The 23,420-nt window shown below is 51.4% G+C and carries 31 protein-coding genes; 12 read left to right on the top strand and 19 right to left on the bottom strand.

Going from position 1 to position 23,420, the window contains the following annotated elements; translation table 11 throughout:
• Window positions 1-9 precede the first annotated feature (9 nt).
• From EDD53_RS07925 to EDD53_RS07915, 3 genes are all read right to left on the bottom strand, one after another.
• Window positions 10-1,380, bottom strand: a complete 1,371-nt coding sequence (locus tag EDD53_RS07925) for an aspartate ammonia-lyase (protein WP_123792697.1) — start codon at window positions 1,378-1,380, stop codon at window positions 10-12.
• A 48-nt stretch (window positions 1,381-1,428) separates the two neighbouring features.
• Window positions 1,429-2,862 carry an alanine/glycine:cation symporter family protein gene (locus tag EDD53_RS07920; RefSeq protein ID WP_123792696.1) on the bottom strand — a complete coding sequence of 478 codons (1,434 nt, stop codon included), beginning with the start codon at window positions 2,860-2,862 and terminating at the stop codon, window positions 1,429-1,431.
• A gap of 262 nt (window positions 2,863-3,124) precedes the next feature.
• Window positions 3,125-3,415, bottom strand: a complete 291-nt coding sequence (locus EDD53_RS07915; RefSeq protein ID WP_123792695.1) for a DUF2218 domain-containing protein — start codon at window positions 3,413-3,415, stop codon at window positions 3,125-3,127.
• Window positions 3,416-3,502: 87 nt separating this feature from the next.
• Between EDD53_RS07915 and EDD53_RS07910 the strand changes: the two genes are divergently transcribed.
• On the top strand, window positions 3,503-3,778 hold the full coding sequence (locus EDD53_RS07910) for a sulfurtransferase TusA family protein (RefSeq protein WP_123792694.1): 276 nt from the start codon (window positions 3,503-3,505) through the stop codon (window positions 3,776-3,778).
• On the opposite strand, the gene mobA is transcribed toward EDD53_RS07910, so the two are convergent.
• On the bottom strand, window positions 3,747-4,421 hold the full coding sequence (mobA, locus tag EDD53_RS07905; protein ID WP_246002292.1) for a molybdenum cofactor guanylyltransferase MobA: 675 nt from the start codon (window positions 4,419-4,421) through the stop codon (window positions 3,747-3,749). The two genes, EDD53_RS07910 and mobA, sit on opposite strands and share 32 nt — an antisense overlap.
• 141 nt (window positions 4,422-4,562) lie before the next feature.
• On the opposite strand from mobA, the gene EDD53_RS07900 reads away from it, so the two are divergent.
• The 3 genes from EDD53_RS07900 to EDD53_RS07890 all read left to right on the top strand — a co-directional run bounded on the left by EDD53_RS07900 (window position 4,563) and on the right by EDD53_RS07890 (window position 6,338).
• On the top strand, window positions 4,563-5,528 hold the full coding sequence (locus EDD53_RS07900; RefSeq protein ID WP_123792693.1) for a glycosyl transferase family protein: 966 nt from the start codon (window positions 4,563-4,565) through the stop codon (window positions 5,526-5,528).
• 129 nt (window positions 5,529-5,657) lie between these two features.
• Window positions 5,658-5,966, top strand: coding sequence for a hypothetical protein (locus EDD53_RS07895; RefSeq protein ID WP_123792692.1), 309 nt, complete (start codon window positions 5,658-5,660; stop codon window positions 5,964-5,966).
• 45 nt (window positions 5,967-6,011) lie between these two features.
• Entirely contained in the window at window positions 6,012-6,338 is a 327-nt protein-coding gene (locus tag EDD53_RS07890; RefSeq protein WP_123792691.1) for a hypothetical protein, read from the top strand.
• A gap of 21 nt (window positions 6,339-6,359) precedes the next feature.
• Here EDD53_RS07890 and EDD53_RS07885 read toward each other — a convergent pair whose 3' ends face one another.
• From EDD53_RS07885 to ffh, 11 genes are all read right to left on the bottom strand, one after another.
• Window positions 6,360-7,172, bottom strand: a complete 813-nt coding sequence (locus tag EDD53_RS07885) for a division plane positioning ATPase MipZ (protein WP_123792962.1) — start codon at window positions 7,170-7,172, stop codon at window positions 6,360-6,362.
• A 207-nt stretch (window positions 7,173-7,379) separates the two neighbouring features.
• On the bottom strand, window positions 7,380-7,601 hold the full coding sequence (gene rpmE, locus EDD53_RS07880; protein ID WP_123792690.1) for a 50S ribosomal protein L31: 222 nt from the start codon (window positions 7,599-7,601) through the stop codon (window positions 7,380-7,382).
• 11 nt (window positions 7,602-7,612) lie between these two features.
• Window positions 7,613-7,987 carry a 50S ribosomal protein L19 gene (gene rplS / locus EDD53_RS07875; protein WP_123792689.1) on the bottom strand — a complete coding sequence of 125 codons (375 nt, stop codon included), beginning with the start codon at window positions 7,985-7,987 and terminating at the stop codon, window positions 7,613-7,615.
• A 267-nt stretch (window positions 7,988-8,254) separates the two neighbouring features.
• Window positions 8,255-9,478 carry a DUF2254 domain-containing protein gene (locus EDD53_RS07870; RefSeq protein WP_123792688.1) on the bottom strand — a complete coding sequence of 408 codons (1,224 nt, stop codon included), beginning with the start codon at window positions 9,476-9,478 and terminating at the stop codon, window positions 8,255-8,257.
• An 83-nt stretch (window positions 9,479-9,561) separates the two neighbouring features.
• Entirely contained in the window at window positions 9,562-10,386 is an 825-nt protein-coding gene (trmD, locus tag EDD53_RS07865) for a tRNA (guanosine(37)-N1)-methyltransferase TrmD (RefSeq protein WP_123792687.1), read from the bottom strand.
• A gap of 39 nt (window positions 10,387-10,425) precedes the next feature.
• Window positions 10,426-11,202, bottom strand: coding sequence for a hypothetical protein (locus EDD53_RS07860; RefSeq protein ID WP_123792686.1), 777 nt, complete (start codon window positions 11,200-11,202; stop codon window positions 10,426-10,428).
• Between the two features lie 3 nt (window positions 11,203-11,205).
• Complete coding sequence (rimM, locus tag EDD53_RS07855) at window positions 11,206-11,715, bottom strand: ribosome maturation factor RimM (protein ID WP_123792685.1); 510 nt, start codon at window positions 11,713-11,715, stop codon at window positions 11,206-11,208.
• A 27-nt stretch (window positions 11,716-11,742) separates the two neighbouring features.
• Window positions 11,743-12,381: a 5,6-dimethylbenzimidazole synthase gene (gene bluB / locus EDD53_RS07850; RefSeq protein ID WP_281277946.1), complete on the bottom strand. Its 639-nt coding sequence runs from the start codon at window positions 12,379-12,381 to the stop codon at window positions 11,743-11,745.
• Window positions 12,382-12,386: 5 nt separating this feature from the next.
• Window positions 12,387-12,773, bottom strand: coding sequence for a 30S ribosomal protein S16 (gene rpsP, locus EDD53_RS07845; protein WP_123792684.1), 387 nt, complete (start codon window positions 12,771-12,773; stop codon window positions 12,387-12,389).
• A 45-nt stretch (window positions 12,774-12,818) separates the two neighbouring features.
• The gene (locus tag EDD53_RS07840) at window positions 12,819-13,115 is read right to left on the bottom strand and encodes a chorismate mutase (RefSeq protein ID WP_123792683.1); all 297 of its coding nucleotides are present in this window, start codon (window positions 13,113-13,115) and stop codon (window positions 12,819-12,821) included.
• On the bottom strand, window positions 13,115-14,620 hold the full coding sequence (ffh, locus tag EDD53_RS07835) for a signal recognition particle protein (RefSeq protein WP_123792682.1): 1,506 nt from the start codon (window positions 14,618-14,620) through the stop codon (window positions 13,115-13,117). Before ffh ends, EDD53_RS07840 begins: the two co-directional genes overlap by 1 nt.
• A gap of 330 nt (window positions 14,621-14,950) precedes the next feature.
• Between ffh and EDD53_RS07830 the strand changes: the two genes are divergently transcribed.
• The 3 genes from EDD53_RS07830 (at window position 14,951) to EDD53_RS07820 (ending at window position 17,584) form a co-directional block, all read left to right on the top strand.
• Window positions 14,951-15,676 (top strand): hypothetical protein, encoded by a 726-nt coding sequence (locus EDD53_RS07830; RefSeq protein ID WP_123792681.1) that lies wholly within the window; start codon window positions 14,951-14,953, stop codon window positions 15,674-15,676.
• An 83-nt stretch (window positions 15,677-15,759) separates the two neighbouring features.
• On the top strand, window positions 15,760-16,647 hold the full coding sequence (locus EDD53_RS07825) for a LysR family transcriptional regulator (protein WP_123792680.1): 888 nt from the start codon (window positions 15,760-15,762) through the stop codon (window positions 16,645-16,647).
• On the top strand, window positions 16,640-17,584 hold the full coding sequence (locus EDD53_RS07820) for a DMT family transporter (protein WP_342772300.1): 945 nt from the start codon (window positions 16,640-16,642) through the stop codon (window positions 17,582-17,584). Before EDD53_RS07825 ends, EDD53_RS07820 begins: the two co-directional genes overlap by 8 nt.
• 2 nt (window positions 17,585-17,586) lie before the next feature.
• Here EDD53_RS07820 and EDD53_RS07815 read toward each other — a convergent pair whose 3' ends face one another.
• Window positions 17,587-17,943 carry an ArsR/SmtB family transcription factor gene (locus tag EDD53_RS07815; protein ID WP_123792679.1) on the bottom strand — a complete coding sequence of 119 codons (357 nt, stop codon included), beginning with the start codon at window positions 17,941-17,943 and terminating at the stop codon, window positions 17,587-17,589.
• Window positions 17,944-18,173: 230 nt separating this feature from the next.
• Between EDD53_RS07815 and EDD53_RS07810 the strand changes: the two genes are divergently transcribed.
• From EDD53_RS07810 to EDD53_RS07790, 5 genes are all read left to right on the top strand, one after another.
• On the top strand, window positions 18,174-18,554 hold the full coding sequence (locus tag EDD53_RS07810; RefSeq protein WP_123792678.1) for an AtpZ/AtpI family protein: 381 nt from the start codon (window positions 18,174-18,176) through the stop codon (window positions 18,552-18,554).
• A gap of 2 nt (window positions 18,555-18,556) precedes the next feature.
• Window positions 18,557-19,387 (top strand): F0F1 ATP synthase subunit A, encoded by an 831-nt coding sequence (locus EDD53_RS07805; protein WP_123792677.1) that lies wholly within the window; start codon window positions 18,557-18,559, stop codon window positions 19,385-19,387.
• A gap of 61 nt (window positions 19,388-19,448) precedes the next feature.
• Window positions 19,449-19,685 carry a F0F1 ATP synthase subunit C gene (locus tag EDD53_RS07800; RefSeq protein ID WP_123792676.1) on the top strand — a complete coding sequence of 79 codons (237 nt, stop codon included), beginning with the start codon at window positions 19,449-19,451 and terminating at the stop codon, window positions 19,683-19,685.
• A gap of 107 nt (window positions 19,686-19,792) precedes the next feature.
• On the top strand, window positions 19,793-20,317 hold the full coding sequence (locus tag EDD53_RS07795) for a F0F1 ATP synthase subunit B' (protein WP_123792675.1): 525 nt from the start codon (window positions 19,793-19,795) through the stop codon (window positions 20,315-20,317).
• 4 nt (window positions 20,318-20,321) lie between these two features.
• Window positions 20,322-20,879: a F0F1 ATP synthase subunit B gene (locus tag EDD53_RS07790; RefSeq protein ID WP_123792674.1), complete on the top strand. Its 558-nt coding sequence runs from the start codon at window positions 20,322-20,324 to the stop codon at window positions 20,877-20,879.
• Between the two features lie 73 nt (window positions 20,880-20,952).
• Here EDD53_RS07790 and EDD53_RS07785 read toward each other — a convergent pair whose 3' ends face one another.
• The 3 genes from EDD53_RS07785 to EDD53_RS07775 all read right to left on the bottom strand — a co-directional run bounded on the left by EDD53_RS07785 (window position 20,953) and on the right by EDD53_RS07775 (window position 23,419).
• Complete coding sequence (locus EDD53_RS07785; RefSeq protein WP_123792673.1) at window positions 20,953-21,720, bottom strand: FadR/GntR family transcriptional regulator; 768 nt, start codon at window positions 21,718-21,720, stop codon at window positions 20,953-20,955.
• A 112-nt stretch (window positions 21,721-21,832) separates the two neighbouring features.
• The gene (locus EDD53_RS07780) at window positions 21,833-22,483 is read right to left on the bottom strand and encodes a YiaD family glycine zipper/OmpA-like lipoprotein (RefSeq protein ID WP_123792672.1); all 651 of its coding nucleotides are present in this window, start codon (window positions 22,481-22,483) and stop codon (window positions 21,833-21,835) included.
• A 99-nt stretch (window positions 22,484-22,582) separates the two neighbouring features.
• Entirely contained in the window at window positions 22,583-23,419 is an 837-nt protein-coding gene (locus EDD53_RS07775; RefSeq protein WP_123792671.1) for a methylated-DNA--[protein]-cysteine S-methyltransferase, read from the bottom strand.
• Between the last annotated feature and the right edge of the window lies 1 nt (window position 23,420).

The raw sequence follows: 23,420 nt of genomic DNA, 5'->3' as shown, positions 1-23,420 counted from the left end.
CAACATGCTTTAGGCAAGATAATCGGCCATTTCTTCCAAAGTGCCGATGCCCAGTTTGATGGCGGCTTCAGTAACACTCAGCCCTTCGCTCAATGCGGTTTTCGCGATCTTAGCTGAGGCTTCGTACCCGATATGAGGCACAAGTCGGGTGGCCAAAACCAGAGAATTTTCAAGCTGACCTTCGCATTGCTCCACATCGGCAGTGATGCCCGTGACACAGCGCGTGCAAAGTGTGTCCATTGCTTGCATCAAAATGCGCATGGATTGCAAAACGTTCAAAACGATCACTGGCTCAAAGGCATTCAACTGCAACTGTCCCGCTTCTGCCGCCATTGTGACAGTCAGGTCGTTGCCAATCACTTGGAAAGCCACTTGATTGACCACTTCGGGGATCACAGGGTTCACTTTGCCCGGCATAATGGAGCTGCCAGCTTGCACAGCGGGCAGGTTGATTTCATGAAAGCCAGAGCGCGGGCCTGAGGACAAAAGCCTAAGGTCATTGCAGATTTTCGACAGTTTCACAGAAATGCGTTTGAGTACCCCTGAAAAGGTAACATAAGCGCCTGTGTCAGATGACGCTTCGACCAAATCACTGGCCAATTGTGTCTCAAGCCCGCTGACTTTGCGCAGTTTGGCCACGGCCAGTTCTGCATATCCATCGGGGGTGTTGACCCGTGTGCCAATGGCTGTACCGCCCAAGTTTACTTCAAGCAGCAGGTGCGACAGCCGTTCGATGATCGCGATATCTTCGCGTAGGGTCGCGGCAAAGCCTGCGAATTCTTGCCCCAATGTCATCGGCACAGCATCTTGCAACTGGGTGCGGCCAATTTTGCGGATGTCTTTGAAAGCTTCAGCACGTTCGGCGAAGGCATCGACCAAGCGTTGTTGTGCCGCTTCAAAGGCTTCGCATTGCGATACAATCGCCAGACGCATCGCTGTGGGATAGACGTCGTTGGTGGATTGCGATTTGTTCACGTCATCATTTGGGTGCAGATGCGTGTAATCACCTGGCGCAAATCCCATTTTAATCAAAGCCAAATTGGTAATGACTTCATTTGTGTTCATATTGGTCGATGTGCCCGCGCCGCCTTGGATCATATCAACATTGAAATGTTGGTGGTGTTGACCTGCAATGATTTCGTCGCAGACCTCAGAAATCACATCGGCTTTTTTTGCATCCAAAACATGCAAAGAGCGGTTCGCCTGTGCTGCCGCTTTTTTGACCCAAGCCAATGACCGAATGAATTCGGGGAATAGATTTAGGGGTATGCCTGAAATCGGAAAGTTTTCAATGGCACGGGCTGTGTGAATGCCCCAAATGCAATCTTTAGGTAAGCTCATTGAGCCAAGGCTGTCGTGTTCTATGCGGGAATTTGTCATCGTGTTCTTTCTACATAAAAAGGGCCGCCCGAAGGCGACCCAAAGTTTTTAGTCATTCCAGCGCTTGGTGTCCCAAGCTTCTCGATCCAAGTTCAAGTCTTGGAAATCGTCTGGGTTAAACACAGGCCGTTCAACGCCGTTGCGCAACTGTTTACGGAAGTCATCGACAACGCGCATCGCAGTTGGAAAGAGCATCATCAAGGCAACCAAGTTGACCACAGCCAAGATGCCCATCATCGGATCAGAGAAGAAGAACACTGATGTCGCATTCGGCGCAACAGCGCCCAAAAATACGATGCCCAAGATGGCAACACGCAGACCGATGATTGCTTCTTTTGACTTGGTGATCGCAGCCATCGCATTTTCACCCAAGTATGTGTTGTAGATCACAGATGAGAAAGCAAACAGCAAGATCGCAAAGGTCAAAGCATATTGTGACCATGTGCCAAAATGGCTGACCAAAGACTGGGTTGTCAAAACAACGCCATCAATGCCTTCAGCGCTTGGCACATAGACATCGCCCAAAAGGATGATGAAAGCCGTACATGAGCAAATCAGGATTGTATCGATGAACACAGAAAACGACTGCGTAATACCTTGGCTGACGGGGTGACGCACAAGGGCTGTCGCTGCCACGTTTGGCGCTGACCCCAGACCTGCCTCATTCGAGAACAAACCACGGCGCAAACCCTGCGCGATTGCAGCGCCCATACCGCCTGCAACAGCTTCGTTAAAGCCAAAAGCACTTGAAACGATGTCGCCGAGCACGCGTGGCACTTCGGTGATGTTCAAGATAATGGCCAAGACCGCGAGTGAAATGTAGCCAAGTGCCATCACAGGTACGATTACGTCTGCCGCTTTCGCGATACGTTTGATCCCACCGAAGACAACGAAACCTGTCAAGACGACAAGCGCTAGTCCTGTGTAAAGACGTGGAACGCCAAAGGATTCTTGTACCGCGCCAGCAACTGTGTTGCCTTGGAATGCGTTGAAACCCAAACCGAATGAAGCCAACAAACAGATCGCATAAATTACAGCCAACCAGCCGTAACGCGCGCCAAGACCGCGACGAATGTAATCTGCTGGGCCGCCGCGGAATGCGCTGCTGCCATCAGATTGTTTGTATACTTGCGCTAAGGTACATTCGATCAATGCAGTCGCCATGCCGACAAGGGCAATCATCCACATCCAGAAAACAGCGCCTGGTCCGCCAAGGGTGATCGCAACGGCAACACCAGCGATGTTACCACCGCCAACGCGGCCACCAACAGACACAAGCAAAGCCGCACGTGCAGAGAGCGCATTTGGGTCTTGGTTTTGGTTGTCACCTGATAAAACGCGGAACATGCGCTTGAAAAATTCGATTTGAACAAAGCCGGACATAAGCGTCATAAAGACACCGAAGACGACAAGAATAGGGATCAGTGACCATCCCCATGTGAGATCATTGATGACCCCAAAAAAAGTTTCTAGGTTTTCCATAGTCCCTCCAGACAGAATTTTGGTCTTATGTTATTGGCGTGGCCGCTTGAAATCTCAGCTGAAAACGGATTTTTTCACCCTACGTAGCCTCCAATCTATTGACCAGTCACGAAGGCTGCAACAGGTGATGTAAATTTGTGCGCTTTGCGATACGAAAAGTATCATATGGCCGAGTTTGGTGACGCATCTATGTGAAAAAGCCGCTCTGCCCAAATGAGGACGAGCGGCTTATGCGCATGGGGAGGCCAGTGAGCCTATGGGTTTAAGATTCCCAAGGCATGTTTTTAAACTCTTCACGAAAGGCAAAGCGTTCGAGGTGGCGATCGACCACATCCTTTGCGCGCGCAATGCCCTCCGCGTCTGGCGCGTTGACTTCAATCCAAAGGGATGCAGCATCGGCTTTCAAATTTACAGGCCCAAAGGGAAAGATGATCTTGCCTTCTTCAGGTGTAAAGGTGATGTCCAGCGTGCCTTTGTGGCCAAAGTGCTTGCACAGTTGCTGCAAGTATTTCGACCCATTTTCGGTTTTCAATGTCGCTTGTGACGTTTGCATAATTTATCCTATCGTTTTAATCAGAATAGACCTTTGACGTTTTTTCCGCAATAGACAACCTGAGCACAGGCACCTATGCATAGATGTATGACTTGGGATCAAAATATCGATGCAGTGGGCCTGTTGTGCCCTTTGCCCGTGCTTAAGGCGCGTAAAGCTTTGATGAGTATGCAGGCGGGGCAGGTGGTGCGGCTCGTTGCCAGCGATCCTGCCGCAGTGATCGACGTGCCGCATTTTTGTCATGAGGCGGGGCATGAATTGCTGTCTCAATCACAAGCAAGCCCAGAAGAAGCAGCCCATAGCCCCACGGGTGCTGCACAGGCTTATGTGATTAAATGCGGTCCTGTTCTTGCATCAAAATAGTCTGCGCCAGCGCTAAATCTTCAGGTGTGTTGATGTTGAAAAACGGATCTTGTGTGCCTGTTTTAAATTGGACCGATGTTACGCCTTGAGATCGCGCCCAAGTTATGACCTTACGCGCGCCAGTTTCTAAATCGTCGCGCAATGTATTTCGCAGATCCGTGGCCCATAGGCCGAAAGTCGGCTGTGGCCAGACATGCCCTTGCGCATCCACCGTCGCGGCCATCGCAATCGGCATGTCTGTGCGCTCAGCCACTAAACGTGCGGTTAGATTTTTGGGAAAAAATGGCGTATCGACCGCAATGGTCATCACCTGTGCATGACCTAAATCACAGGCCCAGTCCATTGCCGCCAATATGCCCGCCAAAGGGCCATAATCCGCGCCAATAGTGTCAGCAATAATCGGCAGACCGAAATCCGCATAGTGCCGCGCATCGCAGTTGCTGTTTAGTGCTACGGGGCCGATAGGGCTGTCACCGTTGACATCCTCTTGGTCTTTCAGTCTGCGTAGGCAGTGCTGTACCAAGGGATCCGCATTCAAAATGCGCAGAGCCTTGTCACTGCCCCCTAGGCGCCTGCCACGCCCCCCCGCCAAAATAACGGTAGCAGTGCTTGATGTGGCTTTATCCATTTGCTTTTCTGGCATCATTTATTCCATTCACGCGCCACTGTGACTTTCTCGTTGGTTGAACTCAAGGCGAATATGGCTTTGCCTATGGTCATCACCCGAGAGCTGTCTATGCTTAGCACTATCTTAATGTAATCTTCGCAACTCAAAGGTCACAGCATGTCTATCGCTCCATACGTTCGCCATTTGGGCCGTGGTCCTGGTCGCTCTCGGTCATTGACGCAAGCTGAAAGCTACGATGCCATGCGGTTGATCCTTGCTGGGCGGGCAGCACCTGAATCCGTGGGGGCTCTGCTGATGCTCATGCGTATGAAGGGCGAAGTTGCCGAAGAAATAGCGGGCTTCACCCAAGCGCTGCGCGATCACCTGCCTTTGGTGCCGACACCTGATTTGGATTGGCCAAGCTACGCTGCGGGACGCACCCGTGGGTTGCCTTATTTCTTGTTGTCGGCGCGGCTGGTCGCGCGCGCTGGGTACAGTGTTTTGATGCACGGTTTCAATGGCGAAGGCGAGGCTGCGCAGAGTATTCGTGATGCTTTGCCTTATGCGGGCATTGCTGTTTGTGAAAGTCCAGCTGCCGCAAAAAGCGAACTCGCGAAATCACGTATTGCCTATTTGCCTTTGGAAAACTTCGCGCCAGACCTGTTGCGCTTACTGCAATTGCGCCGCGATTTCGATCTGCGCTCTTGTTTGAACACTGTCAGTCGGATGCTTAACCCAGGTGGTGCGACAGCCAGTGTGCAAGGGGTGTTCCATCCGTCTTATCGTGATCTTCAATCTGATGCATCCAAGCTGCTGGCACTAGATGCTTTGACGGTGATTAAGGGCGGCGGTGGCGAATTTGAGCGAAACCCATCGAAAGACATCGTCGCATTCGGATTGCGCGCGGGGCAAACTTGGGAATATCGCTTTGATCCAACAATTGATGAAACCCGCAAGTTGAATGACGGACATCGTGCCCCCGCACGTCTGGCAGCTCTTTGGACGGGTGATGATCACGATGATTTCGCCGCAGGTATTGTGACGAGCACTGCTGCCTTGGCGCTTGAAACCTTGGGGGTTTCTAAAGCCGATGAGGTTGCGCAGCAGCTATGGGATGACCGCTTGGCTGATGGGATGTCTTGATTTTAAATATGACGTCTGCTGTGAGCCCTACTCAATTTCCCACATTTCTTTCCGTATTCCCGCCCAATTCCTGCCGCGTTTTTTGTGAAAGTTGATCTTAGGTTAATTATCCAATGTGCAGGACATAGAATGAATATTTTTTTACAAGCTAAACATGCATTTTTAACATGGATGAACGAATTGAGCGCGGCTGACAGTGCGCTACTTGGCATTATTGGCTTTGGTCTCATGATCTTTTCTGTCTCGGCATTATTGGTTCAGCGTCATCTTGAAAGTCGTCCAAAGAGCCCGCATTCGGATGCGCACCAGATCAAATCGTCATTACCTTTGCCTGGTTTGCGGGTGGGGCGCCCTCAAGAGCGCCAACGCAAATTTAACGCCTCATGGTTAAAAGCAAAGCAGGATCCATTTCTAACGCGGCTCGAACGTTTGAACTAAGCCAGACATAGTTCTGAACGCGTGAATTAAGGTATAGGTATTTTAATGATTAAGGTTGTTTTGCAGGCCGTCTTATTTTCAGGGGCTGCTTTGTTTTTTGTTTTTGCCAAATCCGACGGGTTGCGCACAGCGTCACAAACTGGCGATATATCTGCGCTGGCAGAGCCTAGGGGCGCAGAAATCCACAAAGGTGCAGGCATAAATTGGGCGCAATATGATCCAAGGGCATTATGGAACAATCGCCCCAAATTCGCGCGCCTCAATGTCAAAACAGTTCAGGCCACCCCAGCAGCAACCGTGCAGGATCCCACAGCGCTTTTAGCTGCGAAAGGTATCAACCCTGCCGAAGTGACGATCATCAAACTCGATTGACCCGGACGTTGTCATCTGACTTTAGAAATTCAATTCGACGCCCGGAAGGTCGAGTGTTTTCATCAAGTCACGTAACTCTTGGCGCGCCGCGACATTGGAAATATTCAGCGCATTTTTGACGCCGATTTCTTTTAGATCCAACAGCGTTAAACCGCGTGGAAAGAGTTCGCGAAAGATAACGCGCTCTGAAAAGCCGGGTGATACACGAAAGCCGATCCGCTTTGATAGATCTTCCATGGCATCGCCGATCTTTTTCTTGTTGTGCATATTTTGCGCCCCCAGACGATTGCGCAAAACAACCCAATCGATGGGTTTCAGTCCAGCGGTGGCACGCAATTGACGCGCGCTCCAAACCATTTCTGCATAGACAGATGGCCCAAGAATCTTGTTCGTTTCCGGATCAACTCGCGCAAGCAAATCGAAGTCGATAAAGCTGTCATTCATCGGGGTGATCAGAGTATCCGCCAAGGAATGCGCGACTTGGCTTAGACGTGTATGTGACCCTGGACAATCGATCAAAATAAAGTCGCAGCTCTCTTCCAAACTCGACACAGCCATCGACAGACGGCGGTCGTAGATGTTTTCACCCTCTGCCAAATCCTTGGGGTCGATGTCAGGGAGTTCGCGGTACTCAGGTGTCGGTAAATCAAAACCTTCACGCAAGCAAAATGCCAAGCGATTTTCCAAGTAGCGACCCATGGTTTTCTGACGCAAATCGAGATCAAGGGCACCAACGCGATAGCCCGAACGGGACAAGGCTGTCGCGACATGCATGGACACGGTTGACTTACCTGCGCCGCCTTTTTCGTTTCCAACAATGATAATATGCGCCACGTTTGGTCCACCTTGTCTTCGCGTGTCTTTTTGCACGCCTGTGTTTCGCTTGGCGTATATATGCCGTTGTTGGTTGGCGCGGCGCAAGACCAATTGCGCGCTGGGCGATAAATCAAATGCACCTGTGGCGCGCGGGTTGTGACGGCCCATAAAAAAACGCTGCTCCGAAGAACAGCGTTTCTTTTAATACAATTGAGGATGTTTGGCTTAGAAACCAAGACCTGCGTATTTGTTTTTGAACTTGGAAACACGGCCGCCTTGGTCGAGAAGGCGCGAGCTGCCACCGTTCCACGCTGGGTGCGCAGATGGGTCGATGTCGAGTGCAAGCTGGTCGCCCTCGGAACCCCAAGTGGATTTCATTTGAACAATAGAACCATCGGTCATTTTGACGTTGATCATGTGGTATTCTGGGTGTGTATCTTTTTTCATGACAGGTCCCCTTACGCCTTAGGCGCTTTGTAGTTGGTGACTTCTGCGATACGCGCAGATTTACCGCGACGATCACGCAAGTAGTAGAGTTTCGCACGACGTACACGACCACGACGGATCACTTCGATGTGATCGATGTTTGTGGAGTGCAGCGGGAACACACGTTCTACGCCTTCACCAAAAGAAATTTTGCGAACTGTAAAAGAACCCGCGATGCCTTTGCCGTTTTTACGTGCAATGCAGACGCCTTCGTAGTTCTGAACACGAGAGCGCGTGCCCTCGGTTACTTTGTATCCAACGCGGATGGTGTCACCCGGTTTGAAATCTGGAATAGTCGCGCCAAGGGCAGCAATCTGCTCGGCTTCCAGCTGTGCGATAAGATCCATCGCTAATCTCCAATCTATGCTCACGGTTTGCCGTGAAGGTTTGCGCGGCCTCAGAACTCTTGGTTTTCTTCCGGGTCCATCATTTGATGCCCGCCAGAGGATCAGGTCGTCTTTCATTTGGTATGTTTGTGGTCCAACCTTGTATTGCACCGAAAAAAGCACAACGACCGAAACACAAAACAGTCCAGTGACTGATTCCAATCCCGAACAGGCGGTGTATAGGCGCGATTTAACGTTGGAGCAAGGGGCAGTTGTACTTAGACTGCGTTAAGTTTTAGCGGCCGCAGGGGCGTCAGTCGTGGTGCCTGTAAAAGCCTTGTGCATTTTGCGCGCTGCTTCAGCAAAATCGGGATCAGGGCAGTTTTCCAAATTGGACAGACCTTTGTACAAACAGTCTTCGACCTCGGAAAAACCTTTTCCATCGCGTGCGATTGCTTCGAAAGCGCGTTCAAAGATCCTGTCGGAATCGACGGTTTTCAATATCACATTCTGTGCACAGGATTCGGGTTCATCCGCTTTGATATGGCTGGCCTCCCATAGCAGTTTGCTGAGGATATTTAGAACTTGCACAGCGGTGCCGGGATCATGAGTTCCCGGCGATAAGGCGCGTGAGGCGATTTCAGACAGGACTTGTAGACCAAACAGTGGGTCTTGTTCAAAACTGCGTTGATCACCGATGGTGAAATTTTCTAAAATCGCACTTAAAGCATCGTCGTCCTGCGTGCCTGAGACCTGCGCCAAAACTGTGTTTTTTAAAACATGGTGACCGGGCCTGCGCAGCACATATGTCGTTGCGCGCTCAGGCGTGCTATTGGACAGGCCATGCACGTCGATGAGTTGTATATATCCAGACTGAGGTGCCAAAATATCAGTACAGGTTTCAGGGATCTGCACATCATCCGCCAGCGGCAATGCGCCATATGCGGGTTGATTGCGGAATGCGGATAGGCGCCGTTTGGTGCGGTCACTGACAAAACGCAATGTGTCATCAAGACTGCCAAGCGTACTGAGATGTTCGATCCAGCGCAGCATCGCGCCGATGACCAACGCAACCACCAAAACCGTGACCACCATGACCGCCAGCAGGGCTTCTTCGGAATAAAATTCCATATTCGTCAGCACGATTGAGGTCAAAGCATAGACAAAAGCGCCGATAAATACGCCCAAAACGGATTGCGTTGTGGTGTCTTCTAACAGCAGGCGGTGCACGCGCGGTGTTGTGTTTAGCGCCGCGGACCGATGCGCTGAAACCATAACATTCAAGGAAAATGTAGACACTGCCAACATGGATGAAGCTAAAATCGTCAGAACCGGTGTCACCGCATCTGCTGATAAAGTCTTTGACCATGCGCTTGGCAATAGGGCTGCACCCCATGGGCCAATCACCGCGATCAAAGCCGCAGCTAAGGCATATAAGCCAACGCGCAGCCAAAGTTTGCGATATAAACGCATCAAAAGCATCGCAGGCACATTCAGAAAACTTAAGGTCATAGAGCACTCCACAGGGCTTTTGCGCGCTGGCTTAGGCGACTATCGCAAGGCAGGCTCAGATGCGCAACTGATGCAATAGTGTCTTAGGTGTCGTTTAAAATGCGCCACATATCCGGCCTGCGCTCTTGGGTGAGTTGCTTGGCCATGTCTTCGCGCCATTTAGCGATTTTACCGTGATGGCCCGACATGAGCACGTCAGGAATTTTATGCCCACGCCACTCGGCAGGGCGTGTGTATTGCGGATGTTCCAGCAAGCCGTTTGAATGGCTTTCCTCTTCGATGCTCTCGGCATTGCCTAAAACACCGGGCAAAAGACGAACGGTGGCATCAATCATCGCTTGTGCCGGAATCTCACCACCCGTTAACACAAAATCACCTAGAGACACTTCTTCGATGTCGAAATGGTTGATGACACGTTCATCTAAACCTTCAAAGCGCCCACAGATCATGGTGATCCCTTCGGCTTTTGACCAGCGTTTGGCTGTGGCTTGATCAAAGCGCTTGCCGCGGGGTGACAGATATACCAATGGCCATTTTTCGCGGTCTTGCGGCAGGCCGTTCATCGCGAAATCTACCGCTTTGCCCATAATATCGGGACGAAGCACCATACCAGCGCCACCGCCTGCGGGCGTGTCATCGACATTGCGATGTTTGCCCTCGCCAAAAATGCGCAAATCAATTGGCTCGATTTGCCACAGGCCATCTTGTAGGGCTTTTCCCGTTAAGCTTTCGCCAAGCATGCCAGGAAAAGCAGTCGGTAGAAGCGTGATGATTTTAGCTTTCCATGTGCCTGCAATATCTGGTGTGTCCACCATCAGGTCGCGCGGCTGCAAGGTCGGGCGTATAGCAATGCGACCGTGTGATTTGGAAAGCGTTTTTTGAGGCTTGTTATCGGGTTGATCTGTCATGGGGCCATATAGCCTGAGCCTGAGCAGAAGGAAAAGGGGTCACGGCTTTTGGCGTAAAATCGCAGCGCGGGCTTTTTTATAGTCTTGCCCCCAAATTTTCTGTCGGTTCAGCGCCAGCAAGTCTGCGCGCGCGGTTTCCCCCAAAGATGTGTTGGCGTTTGGCGGAATGTCTAACTGGGATTTCAAATGCCCAAGATTCAGAATTTCTAATACGGGGTCGACGGGATGAGGCATGTCTTCCAAAGCTTGGGTATGAACGAACTGCGCCCCAAGGCGGGTTTTAATGGTATCAATAATCGCACCGTGGTCAGCTGCCTGTGCGTATTTTTCGCAATACTCCGATAGGCTTAGCATGTTGCGGTTTGTCTTGAGGCGCTGCCAGTGGCAGGATGCCAGCCAGCCTGAGCGGCGCGTGGAATAGTAGACCTCGAAACTGTTCTGGTCCCCTGTTACCTTTGTCCAAGCGTCACGGATCAAGTCTATCGCAATCGGCGCAGGGCCGTATTTGGCGACACCAGCTGAGCCTGGAAAATGCCCTGACAGGCTTTCACTGCTGACAAAAATTGGCCTTGGGTCCGTCAAATCCATCAAAGAGAAAAACAATTCGGCTTGTTCGCTGACCACGGCCTTGGTGTCTTTACAGCGATTGCCCGAAAAACTGAGCACGGCTTGGGCTAAGGATGAAATCAATGCACCGCCTTGCAAGTAAATTTCCACATGGGGCAGCAAAAGCGCGGTGTTTATGCTAAGGGTTTCTTGCAGCGTTTTCGTGCCAGTTTTGTGAAATCCCGCATGGATGATGATCCGTCTGGCCATGCGCTAGTCGAACAAGCCTTCTGGGGGATCGGCGATGATGCGTTTTGCTGCCAGATCGACCGTGGGAACTGCAGCTTTGGTAAAGGGCAGCAGTGCGGGTTCTTTTAGGTTGGCTGTATGCACTTCCAGCAAATCACCCGCGCCATGATCAACGACCAATTGAACCACCCCCAATTTGGTGCCGCCTGTGTCATAGACCTCAAGCCCCACCAGATCGGCGTAGTAAAATTCATCATCAGGCAAGGATGGCAATTGATCGCGGTCGGCAAACAACGTCACGCCTTTTAGGGCGTCTGCCTCTTCTTTGGTCTCAATGCCTGATAGGCGTACAGCAAAGCCATTTTTAATGGAGCGTTCCAAGGTCACTTCAAAGCTGCGGCTGCCGTCTTCTGTGTACAGCGGGCTGTAATCGGCAATGTCTTCAGGCGTGGCGCAAAAGGATTTTAGGCGCACTTCGCCGCGCACGCCAAAGGATCCTGCGATGGCCCCTACGATGATTTTGCTGTCGCTCATGGCTTACTCTCTTTTGGTTGGTTTAGATTACCGCGTCTCAAGATCAGGGCAAGGCAATCGTTCTTCCCAGCCCAGTTTTTCCAATTCAGGATCGAAACCGTCTTGCTCAGGCCAGCCGATACACAGATAGCCAACAAGCTGCCAGTCCTTAGCGATATTTAGATCGGTCTTGAGCTGTTCTGGGTCTAAAATCGACACCCAGCCCAATCCCAAACCGTAACTGCGAAGGGCCAACCAAAATTGCATGATGGCGCAGACAACGGAATAGCGGCGCATTTCAGGCATGGTGCCCGCGCCCAAGCCTTTGCCTTTTTGCGTGCTTTCGTCGCAAAAAACCGCCAGATGAACAGGGGCTTCACGCAGTCCTGCGAGTTTCAAGGTCGCATAGGTTTCGGCATCCGAACCTGTATAACCGCGAAGCGCCCGCGCATTGGCGGTCTCGAAATTATCGAGAACCGCCGCGCGGGCGCTATCACTTTTGACGTTCACAATCTGCCAAGGCTGAGACAGTCCGACAGAGGGGGCCAAAGAAAAGCTCGCAAGGCAGGCGGTCACAAGTTTAGGGTCCACAGGATCAGTGCGAAAGCGACGTACATCACGCCGCACACGCATCAATTTTTCAAACGCATCGCGTTCGGTGGCCGAAAAGGATGTTGCGCCTGCCAAGGGGCTTATTCCTCAGCAGCAGCCTCAGCAGGTGCTGCGGCAGCTTCAGCCGCGTCAGCAGCTTTTTGAGCTTTTTCTTCAGCGCGATCTTGTGCTTTTTTGCCTGGAACAGCTTTTTTCGGGTTGTTGCGCTCAGTTTTCGCGACAACGCCAGCAGCTTCCAACATGCGAACGATACGGTCAGTTGGCTGTGCGCCTTCACCCAACCAGTATTTTACGCGGTCGATATCCATGATCACGCGCTCTTCGGAATCTTTCGGCAAAAGCGGGTTGTATGTGCCGAGTTTCTCGATGAAACGACCATCGCGTGGCATACGTGAATCCGCTGCAACGATACGGTAAAAAGGACGTTTCTTAGAGCCACCGCGGGCAAGACGAATTTTCATAGACATAGTGAATTCTCCTAGGGTTTAATCGATACCGAGCCAGTTGGTCGGTTATTCTTGGTGTTTTTCGTGATGATGAATGACTTCCTGAATGATGAATTTCAGGAAAGCTTTTGCGAATTCCGGATCAAGGTCCGCGCGTTTTGCGAGGTCTTCGAGACGGGCAATTTGTGCGCCTTCACGTGTAGGGTCGGAAGGCGGAAGATCATGCGTGGCTTTCAGTTTGCCAACAGCTTGGGTGTGTTTAAAGCGCTCACCAAGTGTGTAAACAAGGATCGCATCCAAGCGGTCAATGCTTTCACGGTGTTCTTTTAAAACCTCTTGGGCAAAATCAACTGGATTGGTCATTACTTTTTCTTCCCAAACCCAGACAGGCCAGGGGGCAAAGCGCCACCACCCAGACCAGGCAAACCCATGCCGCGCGGCATAGAGCCTTGCAGTGCTTTTGTAGCTTCAGCCATTTTCGCGGGATCCATATCTTCCAGACCTTGCGGGCCGCCTTTGCCGATCATGCCTTTCATGGCCTGTTTCAGCATGCCACCTTTGCCCATTTTGCCCATCTTTTTCATCATGTCCGCCATCTGGCGATGCATTTTCAAAAGCTTGTTCAATTCGGACACTTCAAGACCCGCACCTTTGGCGATGCGTTTCTTGCGCGAAGCTTGCAGCAACGCGGGGTTGGCGCGTTCGCGTTTGGTCATAGATTGGATCAAAGCGATCTGGCGTTTGATTGTTTTGTCTTCGAAGCCGCTGTCTTTGACCTGTTTGGCCATTTTACCCATGCCTGGCATCATCCCCATGAGACCTTCCATGCCGCCCATTTTGAGCATCTGCTCGAGCTGCATTTTCATGTCGTTCATGTTGAACTGGCCTTTGGTGAAGCGCTTCATCATGCGCTCGGCTTGTTCGGCTTCAATCGTTTCTTGGGCTTTCTCAACAAGCGCTACGATGTCGCCCATGCCCAAAATACGACCCGCAATACGGTCAGGCGTGAACTCTTCAATGGCGTCCATTTTTTCGCCAAGACCGACGTATTTGATCGGCTTGCCAGTGACGGCACGCATAGAAAGTGCTGCACCACCGCGTCCGTCACCATCCATACGGGTGAGAATAACGCCAGAAATACCAATGCGGTCGTTAAAGTTTTCAGCTGTATTCACAGCATCCTGACCGGTCAGACCATCAACCACGAGCAATGTTTCGCGCGGGTTGGTCACATCACGGACAGCTTCGACTTCAGCCATCAATTCGTCGTCGATTGACAAACGGCCCGCGGTGTCGAGCATGTAGACATCATAGCCGCCCATGCTTGCCTGCTGCTTGGCGCGTTTGGCGATGTCAGCGGGTTTTTGACCCGCAACGATTGGCAAGGTATCAACGCCAATTTGCTGACCCAAGACTTCAAGCTGGTGCATCGCCGCTGGGCGGTAGACATCGAGCGAGGCCATAAGCACGCGCTTGCCTTGCTTTTCTTTCAGGCGTTTCGCGAGCTTGGCAGTCGTTGTGGTTTTACCACCACCTTGCAGGCCGACCATCAAGATCGGGGCAGGGGGATTGTCGACTTTTAACAGCTCGGTGTCTTCTGTGTCGCCCTTAAGAACATTGACCAATTCGTCATGAACGATTTTCACAACCTGCTGGCCTGGTGTCACGGATTTGGTAACAGCTTGACCCGTTGCACGCTCTTGCACAGCTTTTACAAAGTCGCGCGCTACAGGCAGGGAAACATCGGCCTCAAGCAGGGCCACACGCACTTCGCGCAGGGCTGTTTTTACATCGTCTTCAGACAGAGACCCTTGGCTGGTGAGTTTATCGAAGACACCGGACAGGCGTTCGGATAGATTTTCAAACATGCCGGTCCTCCTAAGACCTTAAAAACTGATCTGCCTCATATGGGAATGAGACGGCGATTGTCCAAGGCGTATTAGCCAAACGATGAGCGCCCCCGTGGGCGCAACGCGCTGACGGAGGGCGATCCCGGCTAAAGCCATGGGACCGGAAGGCACAAAGCTTCCGGAAAGTTGCGACTGCATTACGCTGCGCGAAACATAGAGTCAAGACCTGCGCGTCAGGGCATGCCGTCAATAGAGTCAATAGAAAAGCCAGCGACTGTGCTGGACTTTGCAATCGCGCGGGTTAGCTATGATAAATAATTGGTGGTCAGGGAAATTGAGGGATAACTCATGACGCAAATTTTGATTGTCGGTAGCGCCCCAAGTGCGCCGCAAGTCGCCCTATGGGATGTTTCTAAATTCGATGCTGTGGTTGTTATCAACAACGCATGGCGGGCTGTGCCCCAGTGGACCCACTTGATCCATCCTGAAGATTTCCCGCCTGAGCGGCGCCCAGAAGTGATCCCTGCTGACCGTCAAATTATCGGCGCTGATCAATATGTCCCTGCGCAGAATTCATACGGTGGTTTCGTTTATGCGGGCGGCACGATGGCCTTTACCGCCGCCTATTGGGCTTTGGCACGCTTTCGCCCAACAGCTTTACATTTTTACGCCTGCGATATGGTCTATCCAAAGTCTGGCCATACGCATTTTTATGGAACAGGGGCTGCCGACCCTTTGCGCCGTGATCCAACTTTGGTGTCGCTTGAGGCCAAGGCGCGGCGATTGCAGATATGTGCGGCACAACAAGGTTGCGCTGTGATCAATCAAAGTACCACAGCGTCTGTATTACCTTATCCGCGCAGCACACAGAAAGGCCCGCTGAAATCAGTCCCGATTGAGCGCTATGATTTAGATGTGGCAGTCGAGGCTGCGACCTTAGAGCAAAAGGCAGGATATTTCGTGCCCTCTGGTCGCTATTGGGATCATTCGGATCAATTTGATGCCGCGGTGATCGCGCAAATTGACGCAACTTGGCAGCGCGCCTTTGAGCCCGCGCTTGACTTTGCGGAGTAGCTTTTAAATTGCCAACGCCTTTTTGAACGCTTAAAGCATTTGAATAAGATATTGTTCGCAAGTGCACAGAAGGCGGGGCCGCTATGAGTTTAGACAATTGGGATGAAGTTCGTACCGCTTTTCAAGTGGCCAAGATGGGAACTGTGTCAGGAGCCGCGCAAATACTTGGTGTGCACCACGCCACTGTTATCCGTCACATCGACTCGTTGGAACAAACGCTAGGGGTAAAACTGTTTCAACGGCACGCACGCGGATACACCGCAACAGAAGCAGGCAGCGACTTGCTGAAAGTTGCCCAAACCACGGATGACCAGTTTTCTCAACTTGTCAGTCGCATCAAGGGCCGCGGCGATGATGTGAGCGGAGAACTTATCATCACGTCACTGCCAGATCTGTCCCGTCTGATAGGCCCAGTGTTGGCTGATTTTCAAGCGCAGCATCCTAAGCTGATCGTGCGTTATCTGACGGGTGAGCGCGTGTTCCGCCTTGAATATGGCGAAGCCCATGTGGCTGTCAGAACGGGCAATCCCCCGCAAGAGCCTGATAACGTTGTGCAGCCTTTCTTTCAGCAAGGTTACGGCCTTTATGTGCACAAACGCTATTTGGATCGTTTTGGCCCGTTGGACACAGCAAACCCGATCAGAGATCTGCGTTATGTTGGATTGGATGATCTGGGGCACCGTGCGCCGACGATGCGTTGGCTCAGTGAAAATGCGACACCAGATCAAATCACTTACCGTGTCACGTCCTTTGAGGCGGGAAGCGAGGCTGTGAAAGCGGGGATCGGCGCAGGTTTTTTGATGACTGCTGATGCTATAGATAACGATGATCTAATTCCGCTTTTGACCAACCAAGAGGGATGGACAATGCCTAACTGGCTGGTCACCCATGTGGATCTGCATCGCACGCCTAAGGTGCAAGCTGTGTTGAGTTTCCTCAAACAACACTCAAAGGACTGGTCGATTGACTAAACGACTTATCGCGTCAGAGCGCCGCAATGGTCACTTGGCGATGCTTTTGTTTTCCTTTTTGGTTGCTGGCAGCTTTTCGCTGGGTGGTGTGGCGATGAAGGCGGATATAATTTCACCATTGGCCATCACATCTGTGCGTTTCATTATTGCGACACTCGGGGTCGGACTATTGGCCATGGCAACGGGCGGCATCAGCAAATCTGCGATGCAGGCACCTTGGCGGTACGGCATTTTGGGCGCATTGTTTGCCTTGTATTTTATTATGATGTTCACGGGATTGGAAACGGCCAGTGCCATTTCAATTTCTGCCATGTTCACGCTGACCCCCGTTTTGTCTGCAGGCATCGCGTATATTTTATTACGTCAAATTACGACGCGGCGGGTGGCCACTGCTTTGTCAGTTGGTGCGCTCGGCGCCCTGTGGGTGGTGTTCGAAGCGGATATATCTGCGCTTTTGGCGTTTGAACTTGGACGCGGTGAAATGCTGTATTTCATCGGGATCGTTGCACATGCCATATACACCCCGCTTGCTTCACGCTTTAGCCGAGGGGAGCGCGCGCCCGAGTTTGTGTTCTTTATTATGATTGCGACGACCGCGATTGTTTTGGCTGTCAGCATTCCAGATATCATGGCCACCGATTGGTCGGCTTTGCCAATGCTTGTCTGGTTTGTCATCTTATATATAGCACTGGTTGCGACCACTTTGACGGGAACAATCTTGATTTACGCAACGATGCGTTTGGACAGCGCGAAGGTGATGGCCTACACCTATCTCACACCCTCATGGGTGATCTTGTGGGAAATCGCATTGGGCCAAGGCGTTCCACCCGTTATGATCTTTGGTGGCATCGCATTGACGACACTCGCACTCTATCTTTTGTTGAAACACGAAGAAAAACCCGCGCCCATCGCGGTCGTTCAAGGGGCGGGGTCTTGAGTTTAGGGATCTAGCTCTGCAGATCCACTCAATTCATGTTCCAAAAATCGTTCAAGACCTTCCAAGTCAAGTGCTTCGAACTGACCAAAGCCTTGCATCCAAATGGATGACGCGCGCATGGCATCTGGTTGCAATTTGCACCATTTCACGCGCCCGCGCTTTTCTTGCGCAATCAGCCCCGCGCGCATCAAAATGGTCAGATGTTTGCTGATAGCGGCCAGTGACATTTCGAATGGTTCCGCGACGTCCGTGACGGCCATGTCATCTTCGAGCAGCATTTCCAAGATCGCGCGACGAGTTGGGTCGGCGAGGGCTGCAAAGATCAGGTCCAGACTGGGGGCTGTGGTATTGTGGCTCATAGCATCACGATTACGGGGCAGTTCGGCTTTGGTCAACCATTTGGTTGAATATAGCTTGCGGTCATGCTGTGGGTGGATTGGCTTGCCCGAGCAAAAGTTTGAATCATCTTGCCTGTTTTAATTTAATAAATTTCAATAACTTATGCGTGGTCGCGAAAAATTTATCCTATATTGACTCTAAGCGCCCCTCCGCCTAGTTTGCCGCCAAGTTACCAAAGGGGCTTTCAACGATGACCGACCCGCATGATCCAAAGCGACTAGAGGCATTGGATGCGCGATTGGAAGCGTTGAAACAGGCGCAAGCGCCGAAAAGCTCTCGCGGTGAGGAACACTTTTCTCAGGCCAATATGGCATGGCGAATGGTGATAGAATTAGTGGCTGGTCTTTTGATCGGTTTCGGCATGGGATGGGGGCTGGATAAGCTCTTTGGCACAACGCCCATCTTTATCGTGCTGATGGTTGGATTTGGTTTAGCGGCTGGCGTCAAAACAATGATGCGTACCGCTGCAACGATCCAAGCAGAACAAGAGGCGGAAGCTTCAAAACTAAATGCGCAGGCAACTGCGGTAGATGATAACGCGGCCAAGGCTGCAGATGACGAGAGAGATTGAACATGTCTGATCAAGCTAAAAAATCAGGTGGTACAGGCAAGGTAATCTTCTTTGCAATCCTCGCCCTTATCCTTTTGTCGATCTTTATCGTGCCAACTGGCGGCGAAGGATTGTCATTCCACCCAATGGATCAATTCCAAATCAAACCTGTGTTTGGTGATGGACCTATCCACTGGTACACAGTGACCAACGCGACACTTTGGATGGGCTTGACTGTTCTGGGTGTGGTTTTGTTGCTGATTGTTGGCTCTAGCGGACGTGCGATTGTTCCTTCCAAAGGTCAGTCCATCGCTGAGTTGACCTATGGTTTCGTTTACAAAATGCTCGAAGATGTGGGCGGCAAAGACTCGGTGAAGTATTTCCCATATGTCATGACGCTGTTCTGCTTTATTGCATTCTCAAACGTTCTGGGCCTTTTGCCAGCCTCTTTCACACCTACAACACATATCGCTGTGACTGGTGTTCTGGCTTTGCTCGTCTTCGTTTTCGTCACGGTTCTTGGCTTTGTCAAAAACGGTGCAACATTCCTTGAATTGTTCTGGGTGAAATCTGCACCACTCGCGCTGCGCCCTGTCTTGGCAATCATCGAATTGATCTCATACTTTGTGCGTCCTGTAAGTCACTCTATTCGTCTTGCAGGTAACATGATGGCCGGTCACGCTGTGATCAAAGTTTTTGCGACATTCGCAGCCATCAAACTAATCGCACCCGTTTCTATCGCAGCAATCGCAGCGATGTACGGACTAGAAATTCTCGTAGCCTTTATCCAAGCCTACGTGTTCACAATTCTTACCTGCGTGTACCTAAAAGACGCGCTGCACCCTGCACACTAAGCTCGGTCAGGTTCGAACTCTAACTACTTTTCAGCCAATTCCAACGTAAGGAGATACCCCCATGGAAGGCAATATCGCAGAACTCGGAAAATACATCGGTGTAGGCCTCACAGCAATCGGCATGGGTGGCGCAGCTATCGGTGTTGGTAATGTTGCTGGCAACTACCTCGCAGGCGCTTTGCGCAACCCATCTGCTGCTGCATCACAAACTGCTACACTCTTCATCGGCATGGCCTTTGCGGAAGCTTTGGGGATCTTCTCGTTCCTCGTAGCACTTCTCTTGATGTTCGCAGTCTAAGCTAGACTCATTACATCCTTACGGCGGGGTGGGTTCTTGGATCCACCCCAGCGTAAAATGGCTCCCTCCAACACTTGGTGGGACTGACTTAAAGCCAGGAGGACACCATGGCCACAGAGACACATGGGGCAACTGAAAGCGTCGCGGGCATGCCGCAGCTTGAACTTGCACATTTCCCAAACCAGATTTTCTGGCTTCTCGTCACGCTTGTCGTGATCTATTTCGTGCTGTCCAAAATTGCACTGCCGCGCATTTCTTCCGTGCTTGCAGAACGCTCTGGTACAATCATGAATGATATTTCTGCCGCTGAAGAGCTCAAGCTCAAAGCGAAAGATGCAGAAAACGCATATAATAAAGCGCTCGCCGAGGCCAAAGCCGAAGCTCAGCGTATTTCTGGCGAAACTCAAGCAGCGATCCAAGCTGACTTGAATACAGCCTTGGCGAAAGCCGACGCAGAAATTGCAGCGAAAGCCGCAGAATCTGAAGCAGCAATTGCCGAGATCCGTGCAAACGCAGCTGACAGCGTTAAGGTTGTTGCAAAAGACACCGCAAAAGAATTGATCGCCGCGTTTGGTGGTAAGGCTGATGCAAAAACTGTCACAGCCGCGATCAACGCGCGCTTGAAAGGGTAGAAACATGAAAACGCTTCTCACTCTCACAACCGCACTTGTTGCGACACCCGCCTTTGCAGCTTCTGGTGCGTTCTTCTCCTTTGCCAATACGAATTTTATCGTAATGCTTGGTTTCTTGGTTTTCGTCGGCATCTTGCTGTACGCGAAAGTCCCTGAACTTTTGACTGGCCTTTTAGACAAACGCGCCGAGGGCATTGAACTTGAATTGACTGAAGCGCGTGCCTTGCGCGATGAAGCTCAAACGATTTTGGCCTCATACGAGCGTAAGCAACGTGAAGTTCAAGAATTGGCTGATGCGATTGTTGTGCAAGCTAAGGCAGATGCCGATGCTGCCGCTGTTCAAGCAAAAGCTGACATCAAAACATCTATCGCACGCCGCTTGGCTTCTGCGGAAGATCAAATTGCCTCTGCTCAGTCTGCGGCTGTTCGCGAAGTGCGTAACTCTGCTGTGACCGTTGCAATCGCCGCAGCGCAAGATGTGATCGCCAAGCAGATGTCTGCCGCTGACGCAAACAAATTGATTGATGATGCGATTTCTGACGTAGGCGAAAAGCTTCACTAATCGGACCTGTCAAACAAGATTTTACCCCTGAGAGCACGGCTTTCGGGGGTTTTTCTTTGCGAATTTAACGGCCCTATTTGGCAGTTTGATGATCAAGCCTAAGCTTTGCAATATTTTCGTTGCGCTCATACTTTTGTTGATCTCTCAGCGCATTTTCCACATAGGTTAAATGCGCTGTAATGGCATTCTGAGCAGCCTGAGGATCACGTGCTTGTATCGCGGAATTGATCGCGCGATGCTGTTCTAAAAGCTCTGCGCGATTGCTGCGCTCTTTGAACATAACGGACCGCTGATAAAACACACCATCGCGAAGCAGTTCAAAAGTGGCGTGCATCAAGTGCAACATGACAAGGTTGTGGCTGGCTTCCAAAATCGCAAGGTGGAACTGGGCATCCAGCCTGCCTTCATCGGCAGGATTTCGTTTTGGATGTGCTGCTTCCATTTCTTTAAACAGTTGATCAATGACCTTTAGGTCCGTTTCGGATCCGTGCTCAGCGGCGCGCTGTGCTGCCAAACCTTCGAAATCACGGCGGAACGCAAGATAATCAAAGACAGCTTCATCGTGATCCGCAAAAAGCTTTATCAGCGCAGGGGAGAAGGCTGACCCCAAAACATCCGCGACAAAAACACCAGAATTTGTGCGGGTTTCAATAAGGCCCTTCTGAGTTAATTGGTCCAGTGCCTCACGTAATGACGGTCTGGAAACACCAAGCCGACGCGCCAAGTCACGTTCGGCGGGCAGGCGTTCACCGGGGCGTAGGATGCCACGCAGGATTAACAGTTCGATCTGCTTTGTGACAGATTGCGCCAGTTTTTCAGGTTGGATTTTTTGAAAAGGCATTTGTCATCCGCAAGCTCATGGCAATTGGTCAATTAATAGAACCATGCAGCGGTTGATGCCATAAAAAAGGCTGGACACAATGCCAGCCTTTTTCGGGGAAGGTTAGGTCAGATTACGCTGAGGGTGAAATAATGATTTCAACGCGGCGGTTTTGCGCGCGACCTTCTGCGTTTAGGTTTGTGGCGATCGGTGCATCTTCACCACGGCCGTAGGATTTGATGCGGTAAGACGCAACACCATTGGCTGTCAGGATGGTAGATACGGATGCCGCACGACGGGCTGACAAGTCTTGGTTGTAGCTTGCAGAGCCCGTGTTGTCGGTGTGACCAACCACTTCAACCGTGGTTGATGGATAGTCTTGCAAGTTACGCGCAAGGGCGCCCAAATCAGACTGAAGACCAGAGCGGACAACAGCGCTGTCAGTTGCAAACAAGATGTCTTGCGGCAGGGTGACGATCAATTCTGAACCGGTATTGACGATGGTGACATCGTCATTGCCCAAGTCTTGGCGCAAATCAGCAGCTTGTTTGTCTAGAAGACTGCCGATGCCAGCACCCAGAGCACCACCGATTGCAGCACCTGCTGCAGCTTTGCCGAGTTTGCCGTCATCTTGGGACAGGCCAATAATGCCGCCAACCAATGCGCCTGCGATAGCGCCTTGTTGGGTTTTAGAATTTGGGTCGCTCATCTGCCCTGTTTCTGTGCAGCCAGCCAAAACGACGGTTGCAACAAGGGGGAGAGCAAAAAGTGTACGGGTCTTCATGAGACTGCCTTTTTCAATTAAGTTTGAACCTATTATACCGCACGCGTGGGCAAGGTGCAGTCACATCCCTGTTAAGTCGTTAAAATGGCGGAAAAGTGCTTATGGTGTTAGGGCATCGTGCTGGATGGCTTCATAGGCCAAAAGCGCGCGTTTTGTTTCGAGCCCCCAGTGATATCCGCCCAGTGCGCCAGTTTTACGCAGAACACGGTGGCAGGGGATCAGCCACCCAATAGGATTCTTGCCCACAGCAGTGCCGACAGCGCGCACCGCTTTCGGCGATCCGATAACATTGGCGATATCGCTATAGGTGGTGACCTGTCCTGATTTCAGCGACAAAAGTGCTTCCCAGACTTTGATCTGAAAAGGCCCCCCCATAAGGTGCAACTTTACTGAGCCGCCGCGGATCGCGGCATCGATGTAGGGCTGCACTTTGGCGGTGTTCTGTGTGAACTTGGCATTTGGCCAGCGCGCAGATAGATCCGCTAAATTGGCTTCACGACCTGAGGCATCGATGAAGGCAACACCGCATAATCCGCGTGGAGTGGCCATTGCTAGCGCTTCGCCGAAGGGGGTGTCGCACCAACCATAGGCAATTTCTAGGTCCGCCCCTTGGCGCGCATATTCCCCGGGCGACATGGCTTCCCAGCGTAAAAACAAATCATGCAACCGCCCTGAAGAGGACAGCCCTAATTCGTTGGCGACGCCGAGTGTTGTGTGTCGGGTTTTCATCAAATGTTTGGCGTGATCAAGAGCAAGATATTGTTGGTATCGTTTGGGCGATACGCCCGCCCACTTGGAAAATATCTTTTGAAAATGCGGCGGACTCATCCCCATATCTTTGGCGAGTTCATCTAAAGACAAAGGGCGTTGTGCCGAATCTATCCGTGTGATGGCACGGCGGATGACGTTATAGTGATATTGATCTTCAACAGGCATT

Origin of the sequence: Pacificibacter maritimus, assembly GCF_003814915.1 — a bacterium.
Taxonomy (GTDB): Bacteria; Pseudomonadota; Alphaproteobacteria; order Rhodobacterales; family Rhodobacteraceae; genus Celeribacter; species Celeribacter maritimus.
Note: the sequence above shows the minus strand (reverse complement) of the source record. Positions and strands in the feature narration are given on the sequence as shown.

Excerpts from the sequence above, each read along its gene's own strand:
- EDD53_RS07925 (WP_123792697.1), bottom strand. The coding sequence starts at position 1,380 with ATGACAAATTCCCGCATAGAACACGACAGCCTTGGCTCAATGAGCTTA.
- EDD53_RS07920 (WP_123792696.1), bottom strand. The coding sequence starts at position 2,862 with ATGGAAAACCTAGAAACTTTTTTTGGGGTCATCAATGATCTCACATGG.
- EDD53_RS07915 (WP_123792695.1), bottom strand. The coding sequence starts at position 3,415 with ATGCAAACGTCACAAGCGACATTGAAAACCGAAAATGGGTCGAAATAC.
- EDD53_RS07910 (WP_123792694.1), top strand. The coding sequence starts at position 3,503 with ATGACTTGGGATCAAAATATCGATGCAGTGGGCCTGTTGTGCCCTTTG.
- mobA (WP_246002292.1), bottom strand. The coding sequence starts at position 4,421 with ATGCCAGAAAAGCAAATGGATAAAGCCACATCAAGCACTGCTACCGTT.
- EDD53_RS07900 (WP_123792693.1), top strand. The coding sequence starts at position 4,563 with ATGTCTATCGCTCCATACGTTCGCCATTTGGGCCGTGGTCCTGGTCGC.
- EDD53_RS07895 (WP_123792692.1), top strand. The coding sequence starts at position 5,658 with ATGAATATTTTTTTACAAGCTAAACATGCATTTTTAACATGGATGAAC.
- EDD53_RS07890 (WP_123792691.1), top strand. The coding sequence starts at position 6,012 with ATGATTAAGGTTGTTTTGCAGGCCGTCTTATTTTCAGGGGCTGCTTTG.
- rpmE (WP_123792690.1), bottom strand. The coding sequence starts at position 7,601 with ATGAAAAAAGATACACACCCAGAATACCACATGATCAACGTCAAAATG.
- rplS (WP_123792689.1), bottom strand. The coding sequence starts at position 7,987 with ATGGATCTTATCGCACAGCTGGAAGCCGAGCAGATTGCTGCCCTTGGC.
- EDD53_RS07870 (WP_123792688.1), bottom strand. The coding sequence starts at position 9,478 with ATGACCTTAAGTTTTCTGAATGTGCCTGCGATGCTTTTGATGCGTTTA.
- trmD (WP_123792687.1), bottom strand. The coding sequence starts at position 10,386 with ATGACAGATCAACCCGATAACAAGCCTCAAAAAACGCTTTCCAAATCA.
- EDD53_RS07860 (WP_123792686.1), bottom strand. The coding sequence starts at position 11,202 with ATGGCCAGACGGATCATCATCCATGCGGGATTTCACAAAACTGGCACG.
- rimM (WP_123792685.1), bottom strand. The coding sequence starts at position 11,715 with ATGAGCGACAGCAAAATCATCGTAGGGGCCATCGCAGGATCCTTTGGC.
- rpsP (WP_123792684.1), bottom strand. The coding sequence starts at position 12,773 with ATGTCTATGAAAATTCGTCTTGCCCGCGGTGGCTCTAAGAAACGTCCT.
- EDD53_RS07840 (WP_123792683.1), bottom strand. The coding sequence starts at position 13,115 with ATGACCAATCCAGTTGATTTTGCCCAAGAGGTTTTAAAAGAACACCGT.
- ffh (WP_123792682.1), bottom strand. The coding sequence starts at position 14,620 with ATGTTTGAAAATCTATCCGAACGCCTGTCCGGTGTCTTCGATAAACTC.
- EDD53_RS07830 (WP_123792681.1), top strand. The coding sequence starts at position 14,951 with ATGACGCAAATTTTGATTGTCGGTAGCGCCCCAAGTGCGCCGCAAGTC.
- EDD53_RS07825 (WP_123792680.1), top strand. The coding sequence starts at position 15,760 with ATGAGTTTAGACAATTGGGATGAAGTTCGTACCGCTTTTCAAGTGGCC.
- EDD53_RS07815 (WP_123792679.1), bottom strand. The coding sequence starts at position 17,943 with ATGAGCCACAATACCACAGCCCCCAGTCTGGACCTGATCTTTGCAGCC.
- EDD53_RS07810 (WP_123792678.1), top strand. The coding sequence starts at position 18,174 with ATGACCGACCCGCATGATCCAAAGCGACTAGAGGCATTGGATGCGCGA.
- EDD53_RS07805 (WP_123792677.1), top strand. The coding sequence starts at position 18,557 with ATGTCTGATCAAGCTAAAAAATCAGGTGGTACAGGCAAGGTAATCTTC.
- EDD53_RS07800 (WP_123792676.1), top strand. The coding sequence starts at position 19,449 with ATGGAAGGCAATATCGCAGAACTCGGAAAATACATCGGTGTAGGCCTC.
- EDD53_RS07795 (WP_123792675.1), top strand. The coding sequence starts at position 19,793 with ATGGCCACAGAGACACATGGGGCAACTGAAAGCGTCGCGGGCATGCCG.
- EDD53_RS07790 (WP_123792674.1), top strand. The coding sequence starts at position 20,322 with ATGAAAACGCTTCTCACTCTCACAACCGCACTTGTTGCGACACCCGCC.
- EDD53_RS07785 (WP_123792673.1), bottom strand. The coding sequence starts at position 21,720 with ATGCCTTTTCAAAAAATCCAACCTGAAAAACTGGCGCAATCTGTCACA.
- EDD53_RS07780 (WP_123792672.1), bottom strand. The coding sequence starts at position 22,483 with ATGAAGACCCGTACACTTTTTGCTCTCCCCCTTGTTGCAACCGTCGTT.
- EDD53_RS07775 (WP_123792671.1), bottom strand. The coding sequence starts at position 23,419 with ATGCCTGTTGAAGATCAATATCACTATAACGTCATCCGCCGTGCCATC.